The organism is Lysinibacillus sp. FW301-JW8, from assembly GCF_058788755.1.
Window position 1 is genome coordinate 1 of sequence record NZ_JBYTBB010000034.1, and the last position, 15,617, is coordinate 15,617.

Consider the following 15,617-nt stretch of genomic DNA (forward strand, 5'->3'; position numbering starts at 1 on the left):
ACGGAAATCACCTTCATTTGACTTAGTAGTGTTCACAAAGAGTCCCTTGACCATTTAGTTTTTCAACACTATGAAAATACGGCACTTTCTCTACTGTGCCGTATCGATATTAACTTTATTTAACTTCTTCTCTTAATTTCTTCTTTGTTTGCCAGCCTAAGATGATGAATTCAATCAAAACCACTGCAATCAAAGAGGCACCAAACAATGGCATCAAAATTCCTAAAAGTATGAGGAAAATAACGAAAGGCATTGAAATTTTATGAGAAATTTGTAGTGGCGCAGATAGCTCACCTTTTTTCTTCCGTAAAATCCAAGTGCGAATTCCCCACGCAATCACTGCTAAAAAGGCTAGACAAACAACTAGGTTTAATAGCTTATTTGGCCAGCCAAACAAGTGACCTTCATGTAAAGGGATTCCCCATGTAAAGAACTTGGCCAACATACCATAATCCTCATAGTTAACTTGGTCAATAAACGTTCCGCTATACTGATCAAAATACATAGTTGCTTCTTCTGTAGGCTTGACATCGAGACCTGTTACTCCAGAGTTACTAGCCTTCGCCACTGTAAACACGCCTTCACCGTTTGACGGATAAATAATCGAAAAAGGTTTAGCGATATTCATGGAAGTGATTCCTTTTTCAAGATTAGCAATCGAAATTTGGCTGTCGTTTGTATAACGGACAGCGCCACCACCATGATGCTGAGCATGTTCACCCTTGGATGCTGGTGCTTCTAATTGACGTGTTGCCCATGGAATTTCAGACACATCAGATGTTGGCGGCTTTTGCTGTAATAATGGGTAACCAAAATTTGGACTTTCTGATGCTATATCTGCTAGCATCGAGCCTTGAAAGGCAGACCATAATAGTCCTGTAGAAATGAACATCACCATTGGAATGGTAATGATTGTCCCAACAAGCGCATGGTATCTCTTACTTTTTTGTCGTTTATTTTCAGACTTGTGCCTTTTCAATAAATTTCCTTTAAAGGTCATATAAAGTCCTGACAGTAATAAAAAGATTGTCCAGCAAGCTGCTAATTCTACTAAATAATTGACAAATGTACCACCAATAAATAAGGAACTATGCGTATTTCTCATAATATTAGAAAATGTATAATTGGCATCCTGACTGCCAACCATTTGATGATTGTCATCTAAAAATACGTATTTCTCTTCTTTCCCATTTGATAATGTTAAACGAGTATTATAAGGTTCCTCTAACATAATCACTTTAGTAGTGGAGTATCCTGCAAACGCCGCTTCAGCCTTTTCCACAGCTTCATCAATTGTTAAGACCTCTTCTTTATGACTATTGCCAAAGAAATAATCATCATATAATTGATTCTCAACATCTGTAAAAAATAAATAACCAATTCCACTCAATGTTAGTGATAGAAGTAATGGCGTAATAAAAAGTGCTGCGAAAAAATGCAGCCGCCAAAATCTTGTATAAAGTAAATTTTTCATAATTAATCTCCTATTTCTCTATTTATAGCAGATTAATTATATAAATAAAAAGTGAAATATGAGTGAAGTACTAAAGGCAGTTTTATGACAAACAAATGTATTCCAATTGGTATTATTATTATTTAAGTCAATAAAATGGCTACCTCAAACAGCTGCGAGGTAGCCAAAGAAAAAATACTATCCTACTAATTCTTTCAAAACATTGGCATATGCAGCTAAAATAGACTGCTCATGTGCGCCATCATGTCCAAGATATTGTTCAACAAGCTCCTTTAGTGGTTTTGCAGCATAAGGCTCTTGCATAATTTCAAATTTTAATAAGCTTTCATAGTATTCAACGACTTGTGGATTCATGTAGACCACTCCTTTAATTTTTTACATAAAAAAACATCTTTCCCTCATCAGAAAGATGTCTACTATGACAAATACACGACATAATACAGTGATTGCCATGGTGAAAAAAGCTTTCTATTAGACATAGAAGCTACCTGTTTAGCAATCATCGTACTATGAGCATGCAGGAGAATTTCTCTAGTCACACTCAACACCCCCTATCCTCGTAGGTTTTTTGGTTGTACTAGATAAAGGCAGGTCTCCTGGCTTCTCATCAACACGCCTCACAGCCTTCCCAGTTTCCCAGTGGCATTTGTGATTTGCTCCGAATTACAGTTGCGGGACAGCGTCGGATTCCCACCGAACTTCCCTTTTAAACAAATCGAAAAATCCAATTTGTACCTCTATCTTATTATTCCGTTTTTATTATTATACCATAAAGATTTGTGTGCACAGTCACAATCCAGATAGAATAATTGTAATCATTGTAACTTGTTATATAATATAACAAACTTTTTTTGATCTTAAGACTATGTTACCATATGAGGTAATATATGTTTTGGGAGGAATACATATGAAATGTAATAAAATCGGAATACTACTATTAATAAGTTTACTCATTATCTTAGTTTTATCTGCTTGTAGTAAAGAAAATGATACAGGTTTCGATGATCAATTTATTGCTGATTTAAAAGATTATATTCAAGTGGAATGGGAATATAAAAACATAGAAGAAAATAATATTATCAGTTTGATTAATTTACATGAATCACAATCTCACTCGTTTCTAAATTCTAGTGATGAAATAAAAGAAACTCTTGCACAACAGCTAGTATTCTATGAAGATGTAACAAATTATTCAGATATTAAAATAGACTTCAATCCTAAAACAAGCTCGCCAGAAGAAAAAGAAGTCTATGATGCGATAGATGATTTTAAAACAAAAAAACTCTATCATTACACTCCAACTACCAATTTAGTCGATACAATTAATCAAGTTCCTATACAAAATGCTAAAGAAGAGTATGAAAATTCTTTACGTGAACTAGATAAATCATGGGATCATATTAAATCTCTTTCAGAAAAGTATAATTTGAATCTTTTTGGAGATGAAGAATGAACGATTTTTTATTAAATTAATCAAAGAAGCTTCATGTTACCTAATGTGTAGGGCTACTTCATTGCCTTACTCGTAATCTATTTCAATTTAAACTTTTATCAATCACGTCTTGGCGACTAGCTTGCATGTGATTGCATCCAGGAAAAAAGCTTCCGAAATTTTACTATTTTGGACGTTTTCCATTAAAAATCTCATAAACTATGCATAAAAACAGTTGATTGTAAGTATTTTACATTAAATATATTTGCATTCCATTTATGTTTAATATAACCTATGTATATAGACATCCTTTTACAAGGAGTCAATACAAATAAGAGGAGTGCATTAAACATGGCAAAAAAAATTAAGAAAAACAAAAATGAAGAGGCTGTAGCTGAGAAAAAAACAAAGAAAAAAGCTGACAAAAAGAAACTTGAGAAAAAGTTAGCAAAGAAAAAAGCTGAGAAAAAAGTAGAAAAGAAAGCTGCTAACAAAAAAGATAAAAAGAAAAACAACAAGAAAGCAGCTTAACAAAAAGAGTAGCTGGAGAAAACAAATTGTTTTTCTCCAGCTACTTTTTTGGATTGAAATTATGAAAACAATAAATTTACTATCTAGCCCTTCATAAACAGCATTCCAATTCTCCATATTATTATAGACTTTCAGAAAGTTTTCGTTTCCAGCAAAAATAAATCCCCTATCCCGCACAGTAGAATTTAAATTGCCAAATCAAATAAAAAATAACTTAACGTATGATTGAGCATAAATGCTAGTATCTCCCTATTAACATTCGTTTCTCTCTACTTTCCTTTTTATATTTTTGATTTTATTGTTTTATTTTAAAATCTAATCGCAATTCTGTACCGAAGCTCCCTCTTACTACATTAGATACTGGCTCTATTCAAACTACTCTTAGCTAAATCCTGTGTGTTTTAGTTATTAAGTAAAATGGCGTTACTTGCTCCTGTAACCTTCTAATTTAAAACGAAAGTTAGATCATTAATATATCTACGTTTATAATAGACAATCAAATAGGCATTATGCATATAGTTTTTTTGGCTGTAATAGATAAAAGCTGGTCTACAAAAATAAGCAGGAGTAAGTTTTGTTCCTTAATTTCTCTGATTTAAGAATGGGTTATTGCAAAAACTAATTCGATTAGTTAAAATAAAAATACGATTAGTTTATAGAGGAGGTATAGTTTAGACATGCAAGTTTCAAAAATTGGTGCAATATTCCAATTGTCATTTATGCCAAGAATATTTCCTGTTAATTGTTATTTTGTAGAAGAAGAAAGCGAGCTTACACTTATAGATGCAGCACTACCTTATAGTGCAAAAAGTATAATCAATGCAGCTAAAAAAATCGGAAAACCGATTACAAGAATTATCATTACCCATGCACATAGTGATCATATAGGAGCACTAGACACGTTAAAAGAATTATTACCTGCTAGTCAGGTATGCATTTCTTCAAGAGATGCCCTATTGTTGGAAGGGAATAGTACCTTGCTACCAAATGAAAAAAACACACCTATCCGAGGAGGCCTTCCCAAAAATATTAAAACCAAACCGGATTTATTGCTTGAAGAAGGTGATCGTGTTGGTTCATTAGAAGTGATTGCAACACCAGGTCATACCCCTGGCTCCATCACACTTTTCGACACACGTAATAGTAGTTTAATTGCTGGGGATGCCCTTACATCTAGAGGAAAGCTAGTCGTATCAGGCATGATGTATCCGTTATTTCCGTTTCCTGCTCTAGCTACATGGGATAAAAGCACAGCTCTTGAAAGCGTAAAAAAATTAAGCGAATTAAATCCAAGCTTACTTGCTGTGGGGCATGGAAAGATGTTGATGCAACCACAGGAGCTTTTGAAAATAGCGATAACAGAAGCAGAAAAAAATTTTCATAAACAAAATAGGAGATGAAAATAAAATGTCCCGTCGTATGAAGTTAGATTTACCTATTATTTTAAAAAAAGCAACGGAGATAGTGGATGAACAAGGCTTAGACCAACTTTCAATCGGACTATTAGCAGAAAAATTGGGCGTGCGACCGCCTTCCTTGTATAACCATCTTGATGGATTACATGAATTGAAGCAGAAGTTAGCCATTCAAGGTGTTAAAAACCTTCATGGGTATATGCTTCAAGCTGCAGTGGGACGTTCAGGTGATGATGCTATTCGAGCAATTAGTCAAGCATATATTCAATTTGTTCGAGAGCATCCCGGACTATATGATGCTAGCACACGCTTTCCAGATGCTAACGATCAAGAATTGCAGCAGGTTCAAGAATCTGTCGTGCAACTTGTACTTCAAGTGCTAGATGCCTATAATTTGCAAGAAGAAATGGCGATTCATATGGTCAGAGGATTACGAAGTATTCTCCATGGATTCACCTCCATCGAACAGTTAGGGGGATTCGGGATGCCTCTTGATATTAATAAAAGCTTTTCAATCTTACTAAATACCTTTATTGAGGGCATTCATGCAGTTACGCTTAATGAAAGCCAATAAATGACCTAAAAGAAAAAACATGACCTCTCTAGGAAGTCATGTTTTTGATTACAATGCAGATTGTTGCACCTGTTGACGAAGGTTTTTTGCCGCTGCAACCATATGAGCTAATGCTGCTACCGTTTCTGGTTCCTTTCTTGTTTTTAAACCACAGTCAGGATTCACCCAAAATTGATTGTGCTTTAATACTTGTAGGCTATCCTGCATAATGTTTAACATTTCCTCCTCACTTGGTACACGAGGACTATGAATATCATATACACCTAAACCAATGCCTTTTTCATACGGATTGACTTTTAGTGAAGAAATCAGCTCACCGTGGCTACGTGATGTTTCAATTGAAATAACATCCGCGTCCAATGCACTAATTGGTTCGATAAAATCATTAAATTCACAGTAGCACATATGAGTATGAATTTGCGTTTCATTCCTCACACTAGATGTGGCAAGTTTAAAGGCATTTACTGTCCATTCCAAATACGCTCCCCAATTTTCTTTACGAAGCGGCAGTCCCTCTCGTAAGGCCGGCTCGTCAACCTGAATAATGGAAATTCCTGCAGCTTCTAATGCCTCTACTTCCTGTCGAAGGGCCATGGCAATCTGATAGGTTACATCTTTTCTTGAAATATCATCACGCACAAAGGACCAGTTTAAAATTGTTACAGGACCTGTAAGCATTCCTTTAACATAGCGCTTTGTTAAATTCTGTGCATAGGCTGTTTCTGTCACAGTCATTGGTAGTTCCCATGCTACGTCGCCATAAATAATAGGTGGCTTCACACAACGAGAACCGTACGAAACAACCCAAGCCTTTTCTGTAAAAGCAAAGCCCGTTAGTTTTTCGCCAAAATATTCGACCATATCTGTTCGCTCAAATTCACCATGCACAAGAACATCTATATCTAATTCCTCTTGAATAGCAATCCAGCGCTTTGTTTCCTTTTCAACAAATGTATTATACTCATCATTTGTAAGCTGCTTCTTACGCCACGCCTGACGTGTACGTTTAACTTCATCAGATTGTGGAAAGCTTCCAATAGTCGTCGTTGGAAATAGTGGTAATTGTAATGCTTGCTGTTGAATTGTTTGTCTTGTTTTAAAATTACTGTGGCGTTCAAAGTCTTGTGTCGATACCTCTTGAATTGCCTGTTGAATCGCTTTATTTTGACGAATTTGATGGTTTTTTAATGCCTCAATAGCCTTCATGCTGTCTGATAGCTTATGATTTGCTGCACCATTTGTGTCTTGAATATAACTAGTCACTTCAACCAATTCCACTATTTTTTCATCTGCAAAGGCAAGTGCATTGTGAAGGACAGGATCAAGCTTGGTTTCTAGAGCAGTAGTGATCGGCACATGCTGTAAGTTACAGGAAGTCTGAATCCAAATGTCTTTTGATTTACTTAATTGTTCAATTGCTTTTATAGTGGCACCCACTTCTGCTAGATTTGCACGCCAAATATCTCGACCGTTAATAATACCAATGGCTAATACTTTATCCTGTGGGAAACCGTATTGACGAAGTGCCTCCATATTTTTGTGATAGCCATGCACAAAGTCTAAGCCAATCCCTTGTACAGGAAGAGTCACCAATGATTCATATGCTGACAAGGATTCAAAATATGTTTGTAGCATAATTTTCGCTTCCGGTACTGATGCAGCTAGCTGTGTATATATTTCTTGGACAAGCTTGATCTCTGCGTCATCTAAAGTTGTTATAAGTGCTGGCTCTTCTATTTGAATCCAATTAGCTCCAGCAACCACTAACTCCTTTAACACCTGCGTATAAAGTGGTATTAAGTCTAAAATGAAGGCTACCTGAGAAAGTTTGTCATAGCCTTTTGTCAGCTTACAAAATGTATAAGGACCAATTAATGTCGGCTTTGCTGTTATACCAAACGCTTCCTTCGCCTCTAAAAAATCAGCAACTATTTTATTCTCTGTTAATTGTAAAGGTTGTCCCTCATATTCTGGCACAATGTAGTGATAGTTCGTATTAAACCATTTTGTCATTTCACTAGCCACTGCCTGTTTATTGCCACGAGCTATGCCGTAGTATGTTTGTAAATCGACCTTTCCGCCTTGCCATTGAAAGCGTTTGGGAACCAATCCGAACATGATAGCAGTATCCAGCATTCTGTCATACAATGTGAAATCTCCGACTGTTATAACATCTAGCCCCAGTTGAAGTTGCTTTTCAATACGTGCTAATCGTATATCCTTCAGCTGCTGCAGAAACGCTTCCTCTGTCAATTCCTTTTTCCAAAATAATTCTAATGCCTTTTTCCATTCTCGATCCTCTCCAATATATGGATAGCCAATTGCTGTACTTGTATACGTCATGTTACTCTCTCCTTAATTCGTAAAATAAAAAAAGCCATTTCCCGTTATTGGAAAATGGCTGACATTGTTTATCAAACATACAGAAATAATACGATTTATTTTAAAATCGTAGGATTCATTGTCGCACAGTGCCGATTGGTCACATTTCACCGCCTATTTCCACGTAGGTATTTGGTGTGTACTAGACATTGGCAGGTCTCCTGGCTTCTCATCAACACGCCTCACAGCCTTCCCAGTTTCCCAGTGGTATTTGTGATTTGCTCCGAATTACAGTTGCGGGACAGCGTCGGATTTGCACCGACTTCCCTTTTAAGCCAAATTCTCATTTGGCACCAACTCTTACACAGTATTCAATTATGCTCTTACTATAACATATATTTTTCTGAAAAGTAGCATTATTTTCAGATTTTTTTGATTCTATCCTCTAATGTTGTAGTTCTATCCGTGATCTTGGCTGATCTATCCTTCACATTTAAGGTTCTATCCACTTGTCAATCCATATATTTTTTGGTATTATTCGGTAATCGCGTGGAAATCATTCCACAATCATAACGCTAGTTTGCAATTGACTGTTCTCTATATGGTACTGTCAATCGATTCTAAATTAAAACAATTACATCCTATTGAAACATTTGTAATGAAACTGTAAATTCCGGCGATGAAGCCTTTTATATCAAGCAATTAGGTCAATTTCCAGCAACTCGTGGTAACATTTACCTCGAAGAAGCCTTACTTTTTCATGCTACGATTAATTCCAATGGCGAGCCAAAATAGGATTAATCCTAGCATTGACTTTAGGAGGTAACTAACAACATGAACAAACGTAAACGATTTTTAAGCACAACATTAGCATTGTCAATAGGTTTTACCACATTAGGAATGGTACAGCCAGCTATTCAGCCAATAGAGGTAGAAGCTGCAACTATTAATAATTTCAACAATCAACAGGCTGTTGCCGCAAAGGCAGAGCAACTAATTCAAACTGGTAAAAGTTTAATTGGAAAGGCAACATACAGCAATACGGTATACAAGCCTACATATCCATATAAATTTTCCTGCGCTTCATTTTTGATGTACATTTTCGAGAAAAATGGTGTTGATCTTGCAACGTACAATGAAGATTATATGATGAAGCAAGGAACATATGTAGCTAAAAATCAACTACAAAAAGGTGATTTATTATTCTTTAGAAGTAAAAAAACTGGCACAGATCCTGACCATGTAGGTATGTATATTGGGAATAATAAAATCATTCATATGGCTGATTCTAAACAGAACATCGTAATTTCTGATTTAAGTAGTAAGCCATATTATACTGATAATTATGTAACAGCTCGTAGAGTATTACCTACTTTACTTTCCGCTAACCCAGCAACAAAAGGTGATAAAATTGTCGAAAACGCTTATAGCTATAAAAATAAAGTGACGATGAGTTCAACGATTAATGAACAAAACCTGCGTTTTACAGGCCCTGGTTTTGTCGAGTATGTTTATCGTAAAAGTGGTGTAAAACTTGGTACAACAAACTTAAAAGAGCAAATGAAATTAGGATCTACAGTTTCACGTGCAAATTTAAAGAAGGGCGATTTAGTATTCTTTAATAGTACTCCGGGATCTCAAACACCTTCAATGGTAGGCATATATGCAGGAGATCATCGTATTATGATTCCAAATTCAAATGGAATTATTACTAGAGTAATGTTTGTCGATTATTATGATAAACATTATATTACGGCAAAACGTGTTTTTTCAAATTAACACAAATCCAATTTGAGTAGAAAGACCGATTTGGCTATACCTATGACGAAAGCTTGCAATCTTCCTCACACCATTTATGGCGGAAAAAAGATTACAACAAACAGCTATTTATCATGGACAATCAATATATTAATTTTGAAACAAGGTTTAAAGTTTTTTAATTTAACAACACATTGCATACTATAAAATTAGAAAAAGAAGTATTCCTCCATGAGGGTACTTCTTTTTCATAGTATTTAATGGTCGAGGTATTATTTGAAGGGAATTTCCGTTCTGAAATACCATAAATTTCAAATCCTTGAATAAGGAAATTTTGGTTTTGAGGATAGGATTGCTGAATTGATGAGATTATGTGCATGATTGACTAGTATTTATGCTAGATAGAAGACTACTTATACTTAATAGGATGACTGTAATAGATTGTGAGTAGTAAAATATTTATGGCTTAACTGGTCATATGAGTAAATATGAATGATATTCTGTGGCAAGATATCTGTGCGAAAATGTAGCGATAGTAACAACGTGTTAGCCTCATTGCTATTCCTCTTTCGCACAGAAAATATTTGATGCTACAGCTTCATTAAAATTTCATTGCTTAGGCTTCGTTTTGACATAGTGGTATTCTAGCTTCTATTTTTCTTTCAATTGATTGGCAAATTCTATCATTGATCGACTAGACATTGGTCCCTTTATTAATACAATCGTGTCAGAATCAAGCTGCGGTTTTAGTACATCTAAAACACCTGCAACTTCTTTAAATATATGAACATTTGCCTTTGTGCCTTCCTTTATCGCTTGCTTTGCGATATGCTCTGCTCGACTGCCAATCGTAATAAGCGTATGAATATCTCTTTCTGCAACCAACGAGCCAATTTCTCGATGATACTTTTCTTCGAACATACCCAATCGTTTAATATCTCCTAAAATAAGAATAACTTTCTTTCCTTTACCTATTGTATCTAATACCTTTAAGGCTGCTTCAACAGAAGTGGGGTTATTTGTCCATGTATCATCTACTATTGTACTTTCTCCCATGCCCGTTGAAAATTCTAGATGTCTGGCCATTGGTTTAAATGTTCTTAAACCAGCGATGGCTGTATTAATGGATAATCCCATTTCCTTTGCCGCAGCTATTGCCGCTAAAGCATTGTATACTTGGTGTTCTCCATAGCCAGGGACAAATACATTATACTTTGCATCTGACACCTGCAGTACAAACTTCATGCCATTTCTCATAAATTGCATGGAAGTGGCTTGATAGTCTGCCTGTTTGTGTACACCAACGGTAAGGATTTTTCCTTTGAAAGTATGCAAGGGAATTTTTTTGGTGTTTTCATCATCTGCATTAATAATTAATGTGCCACCTTCTGAAATGCCCTCTAATATTTCCGCTTTTGCTTTTATATAGCCTTCAAGGTTTTTACATCCATCAAGATGATGGACTCCAATATTTGTAATAATGCCAATGGTAGGCTGATAAATCATACATTGATGCTTAATATTCCCTGTATTCCCTAAACCTAATTCAAAAATAGCTGCTTGAGTTGACTTATCGATCCCCGTTAAATATGGTAAGGATTGGCGTGGTTCATTTTTACTGCTGACAGATGCTTGAACATTCCATTCTCTACTAGCTATATGCTTAATCATTTCTTTTGTTGTTGTTTTTCCACAGGTTCCTGTCAAAGCAACCACTGGTATTTGAAATAGATTTCGATAATATTCAATGAATTTCCAATATGCCTGCACAACGCTTTTCACTTGGATAACAGTTGTATTGGCTAATGCATTTTTTAATTCTGCTGACGATTTATCTGAAATAACTAGTGCTGGGCCTTTGCGATCTATTTCCTGCCAATTGATAGTATCTCCCCTGCTTACAAACATGAGTGTATGACTTTGAGTCAAATCATGCCGTTTATAATAAATCGCCTGTTTCACAGCCCATTGGTCAGAACCACACAATAGATTCCCTTGCAGTACCTTCCTTAGATCTTTTACTTGTATATGTTGCAAATTTACTCTGCCCCCTTTCTTTGAAATACACCGCTTAAACTAGCGAAACAAACAAATTCATTAACATATAGTAATTTCGTAACTAGAATTGATAGCCAAACTATTCGGGTGGTAATTCTTTTTTTCTTTTTAGATCTGCCGCCAAATTAGAAACCTGCTTACTATACATATCTCCCTTAATAAGAATAATCGTATTTTCATCCACGATATCTTGTAATAGTTTATAGGCAAGCAAACTATTTTTAAATGTATAAACTGGTGAACTAAATCCTAAGTCAACGGCATGGTCTGCCATAATTCGAGCATGCTCTCCGACAGTAATGAGGACATCTACACCAATTTGATGAATCAATTCTCCTGCCTGCTCATGAATGATATATCCCCATGCACCTAAATCGGTAATTGTTCCAATAACCGCAATCTTTTGCTTGCCCTCACCGAGCGCCTGTAAAACCTTTAAAGCTGCCTCCAACGAAGTCGTTGTTATACTCCAAGTGTCATCTAAAAGCATGGAATGATTAATGCCCTCAAATAACTGAAGCTGCTTATTCAGATGCCGAAAGGATTGCAGTTGTTTCGCTGCCATTGGAATTGTCATACCCATTTCACAAACAGCTGCAATTGCTTCTAATGCATTATATACTTGATGCTCACCATATCCCGGTACAAAAATCTCAAAGCTCTTGTTTTTGTGAATAATAGTAAATAGCATTCCATGATTATGATAGCGAATATTGGTGGCTCTAAAATCACAAGATTTATCCTTTCCTATTTTAATAATATTGCCTTTAAATCTTGAAAAATCTATTTTTTTAGTGTTGTTATCCTCAGCATTAATAATTAATGTGCCTTTTGGATGAACAATATCTAACATTTCTCCCTTTGCCTGAATATAGCCCTCCAACGTTTTACAATAATTTAAATGATGTGCCCCAATATTTGTGATAATACCAATTTTCGGCTTAAAATATCTACCTGCCTTTGTTACATCTCCTGGTTCCCCAACGGCAGTCTCAAAAACAGCCGCCTCTGTTTCCTCATCAATGCTTAGTAAATACTGTAAAGATGCTGTTCTAGAATTACTGCTTAAGGTTGTAGCAGATACTTTTTTCTCTGCTGAAAGTATATGTTTAATCATCTCTTTTGTTGTGGTCTTACCAGAAGTACCTGTAATTGCTACTATCGGAATATTAAATTGATCTCGATAAAAGTTTACAAATTTCCAATAAGCTTCATCTGCATCTGCTACTTTTATAGTAATAATCTGCTTAGGAATCTCATTATGACTGTACGACCAATCTGTAACTAGCACTAGTGGATAAAGTGGCTCAAGACTTTTCCAATTGACAATACGTTTATTTGTAAAAAGAGCAGTATTTGGTTTTTTCACTTGCTTAAGCCGATAAGCCCCGTGCTGAATCAATGTTTCCTCGGACCCTTGCACTAAATCGCCTGCAGTTATCACTGTTAAGTTCTTCACCGTAAGAGGCTTCATATCAATTTCCCTCCTTTCCATACTAGTATATGTCAGGTCATAAAAGTTGCTTGGATGTAGTCAAGATACTTAACTAGAGGAAAACTATTTCTTTGCATATATATAAATGTGATTAAGTATCTAAGTACCACTAGAAGGAGTGATATATCTGAAAACGATTATATTTATCGGTACAAACAAATCCGGGTCCAGTCGTGAAGCCACAAGAGCAGCAGAAGAAATGGGTTATTTTACTGTACTTTTTACAAACAATGAAAAGCAATTACAGCAGAGAAGAGCCTATCCAGATATCCATAAAATGATTCTTATTGATACGTCAAATATAGAAGACATGAAGGATGAAATTTATCAATTAAAAAAATCTGGATTAGAGATAAAAACGATTGTTAGCTTTGTCGACCCTTATGTCCATATTGCCTCCACCTTATGCGATGAATTCTGTGACAACTATACATCTTCGACTGCCATTGAAATGATGGAGGATAAAGAAAAAACTAGAAATTATTTAAAAAATCAACCCTATTCGCCAAAGTTCCTTCTTATCAAACCACATGAATCCGTTGAGACAGACCTAGAATTCCCGCTCATTGTCAAATCTCCAAAATCAACTGGCTCAAAAGATGTTTTATTAGCCAAAGATTCAAGTCAACTTAACGATCACCTCCGTTATCTTCGAAATAAGAATTCAGGAGAAACCATTATGATTGAAGAATATATTGATGGTCCTCAATATTTAGTAGAGGCAATTGTCTATAAGCGACAGCCTCATATAATCGGTATTATTGAGCAAGAGATAACTCAGGGTAAACGTTTCATCATCACAGGCTATGGTGTTCTTGTAAATGCTCCTCCAGAAATACAAGCGGGTCTTGAAGAAGTACTTCAATCCATTGTTAAAACATTTGACATTGAAAATGGTGCGCTGCATTTAGAGCTTCGCTTAACAAAAAACGGTTGGAAGCTTATTGAGATTAATCCGAGAATTTCCGGTGGCGCTATGAATAATATGATTTTTGCAGCATTTGGCTTTAATTTAGTCAAAGAAACACTAAAGCTATTCTTAGGGGAGCCTCCAAATATTCACCCAAGACATAAAAAATCTGTCTATACGAAATATGTCATTGTTGAAAGTAAAGGCATTTTAGAGAGAGTTATTGGTAGAACTAGGGCATCTAAATCATCAGGTGTTGTAGATGTCTATGTGAAACCAAGAAGAGGAACATTGCTAACCCCTCCTCTATCCATGGGTCATCGCTATGCATATGTTATCGCAGAAGGCGCAACCTTAGCTGAGGCTAAAAACAACGCTGTAAATGCAGCCAAGGAAATAAAATTCATCTTAAAGGTCGCGTAAAAAACTGTGGGGGTACATTATCCCTCACCATTTAGTAATAAGAATGTGCAGTTAAATAGTAAAAATATCCCGGGTAATTGTCCTTTTATCATTGGACAATTACTCGGGCTTTTTTACGCCTTATAGTTTTCATCTAAAAATTTAACTGTTTCAAACATATTCGTTTTACTAGCACCTTTAACTAAAATGGTATCATATGGTTTGATTATTTTCTCTAACAGTGCATGCAACTCTTCTTTATTAAGAAAATGATAAACCTTCGCTGGGTCCATTCCCTTTGCCTTCGCAGCAGCGCCCATCTCCTCTGTTCTAAAACCATAAGTGATAAAAAGATCTATATCCTGCTCATAAACATATTCACCCAACTTACGATACTCCTCTTCTCGCAAATCCCCTAATTCCCGCATTTGACCAATGATAGCAATTTTCCGTTTCTCTGCAATATTAGTAAGAACATCAATCGCCGCACGTACACCCTGAGGATGAGAATGGACTGTATCATCAATAACAGTGATGTTATCACGACAATTATAAATCGTTAGTCGTCTAGGCGGTTTTTTGAAATTCAGCCCTGCTTGAATATCAGCTGGACTAAAACCTAAACTATCCGCAACTGCGATTGCATTCAGGGCATTATAAACATGATGTTCTCCTAAAATAGGAATATACATTGTCATTTCCTGTCCCTGCAGCTTTATTTTAAAGGTCATTCCAACATCCTTATATTGAATATCATAGGCTTTATAGTCTGCGAGACGATGAATACCAACAGTTATAATTTTCCCATTAAATTGTTGGGTTTCCAAAAACTTAGAGTTATCATCGTCCTTATTCAAAATCAGTAACCCACTTTGATCCATTCCGTGTATTAATTCAGATTTTGCCTTTGCCACTCCCTTAATATCTCCATCAAAATTACCAACATGCGCTAATCCAATATTTGTAATAATACTAATATTCGGTTGAATAATACTACAGTGGTTGGTAATGATGCCTGGGTAAGCCATTCCATATTCTAGCACTACCGCCTTATGAGAAGCATTAATTTCCTCTGCATGTTTTTTTGTATGCTCAGTCGTATTCCAATAATCTTTTGACTCAAAAATATTCCATTTCTTCGATAATATAGAGCCTAGAAATGCTTTAGATGTTGTTTTCCCTGCACTTCCTGTTATAGCAATAATCGGCTTCTGTTGCTCTTGTGATTGTGATTGTGATTGTGGTT

At 35.7% G+C, this 15,617-nt stretch carries 13 protein-coding genes and 2 riboswitches; of the genes, 6 read left to right on the plus strand and 7 right to left on the minus strand.

The features are described from left to right. Nucleotides 1-115: 115 nt before the first annotated feature. From AC3WOM_RS14435 to AC3WOM_RS14445, 3 genes are all read right to left on the minus strand, one after another. Nucleotides 116-1,474, minus strand: coding sequence for a PepSY-associated TM helix domain-containing protein (locus AC3WOM_RS14435; RefSeq protein ID WP_492447345.1), 1,359 nt, complete (start codon nucleotides 1,472-1,474; stop codon nucleotides 116-118). A 177-nt stretch (nucleotides 1,475-1,651) separates the two neighbouring features. Next, nucleotides 1,652-1,828 carry a hypothetical protein gene (locus AC3WOM_RS14440; protein WP_427550142.1) on the minus strand — a complete coding sequence of 59 codons (177 nt, stop codon included), beginning with the start codon at nucleotides 1,826-1,828 and terminating at the stop codon, nucleotides 1,652-1,654. 62 nt (nucleotides 1,829-1,890) lie between these two features. After that, nucleotides 1,891-2,013, minus strand: a complete 123-nt coding sequence (locus AC3WOM_RS14445; protein WP_427550143.1) for a hypothetical protein — start codon at nucleotides 2,011-2,013, stop codon at nucleotides 1,891-1,893. 30 nt (nucleotides 2,014-2,043) lie between these two features. Next, a riboswitch (cobalamin riboswitch) is annotated at nucleotides 2,044-2,228 on the minus strand. Nucleotides 2,229-2,381: 153 nt separating this feature from the next. On the opposite strand from AC3WOM_RS14445, the gene AC3WOM_RS14450 reads away from it, so the two are divergent. The 4 genes from AC3WOM_RS14450 to AC3WOM_RS14465 all read left to right on the plus strand — a co-directional run bounded on the left by AC3WOM_RS14450 (nucleotide 2,382) and on the right by AC3WOM_RS14465 (nucleotide 5,426). Further along, nucleotides 2,382-2,927, plus strand: coding sequence for a hypothetical protein (locus AC3WOM_RS14450; RefSeq protein ID WP_492447346.1), 546 nt, complete (start codon nucleotides 2,382-2,384; stop codon nucleotides 2,925-2,927). A 330-nt stretch (nucleotides 2,928-3,257) separates the two neighbouring features. Further along, nucleotides 3,258-3,437, plus strand: a complete 180-nt coding sequence (locus AC3WOM_RS14455) for a hypothetical protein (protein WP_427550146.1) — start codon at nucleotides 3,258-3,260, stop codon at nucleotides 3,435-3,437. Nucleotides 3,438-4,114: 677 nt separating this feature from the next. Next, entirely contained in the window at nucleotides 4,115-4,837 is a 723-nt protein-coding gene (locus AC3WOM_RS14460; protein ID WP_492447347.1) for an MBL fold metallo-hydrolase, read from the plus strand. A gap of 7 nt (nucleotides 4,838-4,844) precedes the next feature. Continuing rightward, nucleotides 4,845-5,426, plus strand: coding sequence for a TetR/AcrR family transcriptional regulator (locus tag AC3WOM_RS14465; protein ID WP_492447348.1), 582 nt, complete (start codon nucleotides 4,845-4,847; stop codon nucleotides 5,424-5,426). A gap of 48 nt (nucleotides 5,427-5,474) precedes the next feature. Here AC3WOM_RS14465 and metE read toward each other — a convergent pair whose 3' ends face one another. Continuing rightward, nucleotides 5,475-7,769 carry a 5-methyltetrahydropteroyltriglutamate--homocysteine S-methyltransferase gene (metE, locus tag AC3WOM_RS14470; protein WP_492447349.1) on the minus strand — a complete coding sequence of 765 codons (2,295 nt, stop codon included), beginning with the start codon at nucleotides 7,767-7,769 and terminating at the stop codon, nucleotides 5,475-5,477. A gap of 173 nt (nucleotides 7,770-7,942) precedes the next feature. After that, a riboswitch (cobalamin riboswitch) is annotated at nucleotides 7,943-8,121 on the minus strand. A 461-nt stretch (nucleotides 8,122-8,582) separates the two neighbouring features. Here metE and AC3WOM_RS14475 point away from each other — a divergent pair. Next, nucleotides 8,583-9,527, plus strand: coding sequence for an NlpC/P60 family protein (locus AC3WOM_RS14475; protein WP_427545640.1), 945 nt, complete (start codon nucleotides 8,583-8,585; stop codon nucleotides 9,525-9,527). A gap of 630 nt (nucleotides 9,528-10,157) precedes the next feature. Here AC3WOM_RS14475 and AC3WOM_RS14480 read toward each other — a convergent pair. Both AC3WOM_RS14480 and AC3WOM_RS14485 read right to left on the minus strand, forming a co-directional pair. Further along, a complete protein-coding gene (locus AC3WOM_RS14480; protein WP_427545636.1) occupies nucleotides 10,158-11,543 on the minus strand; it encodes a Mur ligase family protein in 1,386 nt (461 codons plus the stop codon). Between the two features lie 100 nt (nucleotides 11,544-11,643). Further along, nucleotides 11,644-13,038 (minus strand): Mur ligase family protein, encoded by a 1,395-nt coding sequence (locus tag AC3WOM_RS14485; RefSeq protein WP_492447350.1) that lies wholly within the window; start codon nucleotides 13,036-13,038, stop codon nucleotides 11,644-11,646. A 148-nt stretch (nucleotides 13,039-13,186) separates the two neighbouring features. On the opposite strand from AC3WOM_RS14485, the gene AC3WOM_RS14490 reads away from it, so the two are divergent. Then, the gene (locus tag AC3WOM_RS14490; protein WP_492447384.1) at nucleotides 13,187-14,392 is read left to right on the plus strand and encodes an ATP-grasp domain-containing protein; all 1,206 of its coding nucleotides are present in this window, start codon (nucleotides 13,187-13,189) and stop codon (nucleotides 14,390-14,392) included. 113 nt (nucleotides 14,393-14,505) lie between these two features. On the opposite strand, the gene AC3WOM_RS14495 is transcribed toward AC3WOM_RS14490, so the two are convergent. Beyond that, a partial coding sequence (locus AC3WOM_RS14495; RefSeq protein ID WP_492447351.1) for a UDP-N-acetylmuramoyl-tripeptide--D-alanyl-D-alanine ligase occupies nucleotides 14,506-15,617 on the minus strand: 1,112 nt, incomplete at its 5' end.

Excerpts from the sequence above, each read along its gene's own strand:
- AC3WOM_RS14435 (WP_492447345.1), bottom strand. The coding sequence starts at position 1,474 with ATGAAAAATTTACTTTATACAAGATTTTGGCGGCTGCATTTTTTCGCA.
- AC3WOM_RS14440 (WP_427550142.1), bottom strand. The coding sequence starts at position 1,828 with ATGAATCCACAAGTCGTTGAATACTATGAAAGCTTATTAAAATTTGAA.
- AC3WOM_RS14450 (WP_492447346.1), top strand. The coding sequence starts at position 2,382 with ATGAAATGTAATAAAATCGGAATACTACTATTAATAAGTTTACTCATT.
- AC3WOM_RS14455 (WP_427550146.1), top strand. The coding sequence starts at position 3,258 with ATGGCAAAAAAAATTAAGAAAAACAAAAATGAAGAGGCTGTAGCTGAG.
- AC3WOM_RS14460 (WP_492447347.1), top strand. The coding sequence starts at position 4,115 with ATGCAAGTTTCAAAAATTGGTGCAATATTCCAATTGTCATTTATGCCA.
- AC3WOM_RS14465 (WP_492447348.1), top strand. The coding sequence starts at position 4,845 with ATGTCCCGTCGTATGAAGTTAGATTTACCTATTATTTTAAAAAAAGCA.
- metE (WP_492447349.1), bottom strand. The coding sequence starts at position 7,769 with ATGACGTATACAAGTACAGCAATTGGCTATCCATATATTGGAGAGGAT.
- AC3WOM_RS14475 (WP_427545640.1), top strand. The coding sequence starts at position 8,583 with ATGAACAAACGTAAACGATTTTTAAGCACAACATTAGCATTGTCAATA.
- AC3WOM_RS14485 (WP_492447350.1), bottom strand. The coding sequence starts at position 13,038 with ATGAAGCCTCTTACGGTGAAGAACTTAACAGTGATAACTGCAGGCGAT.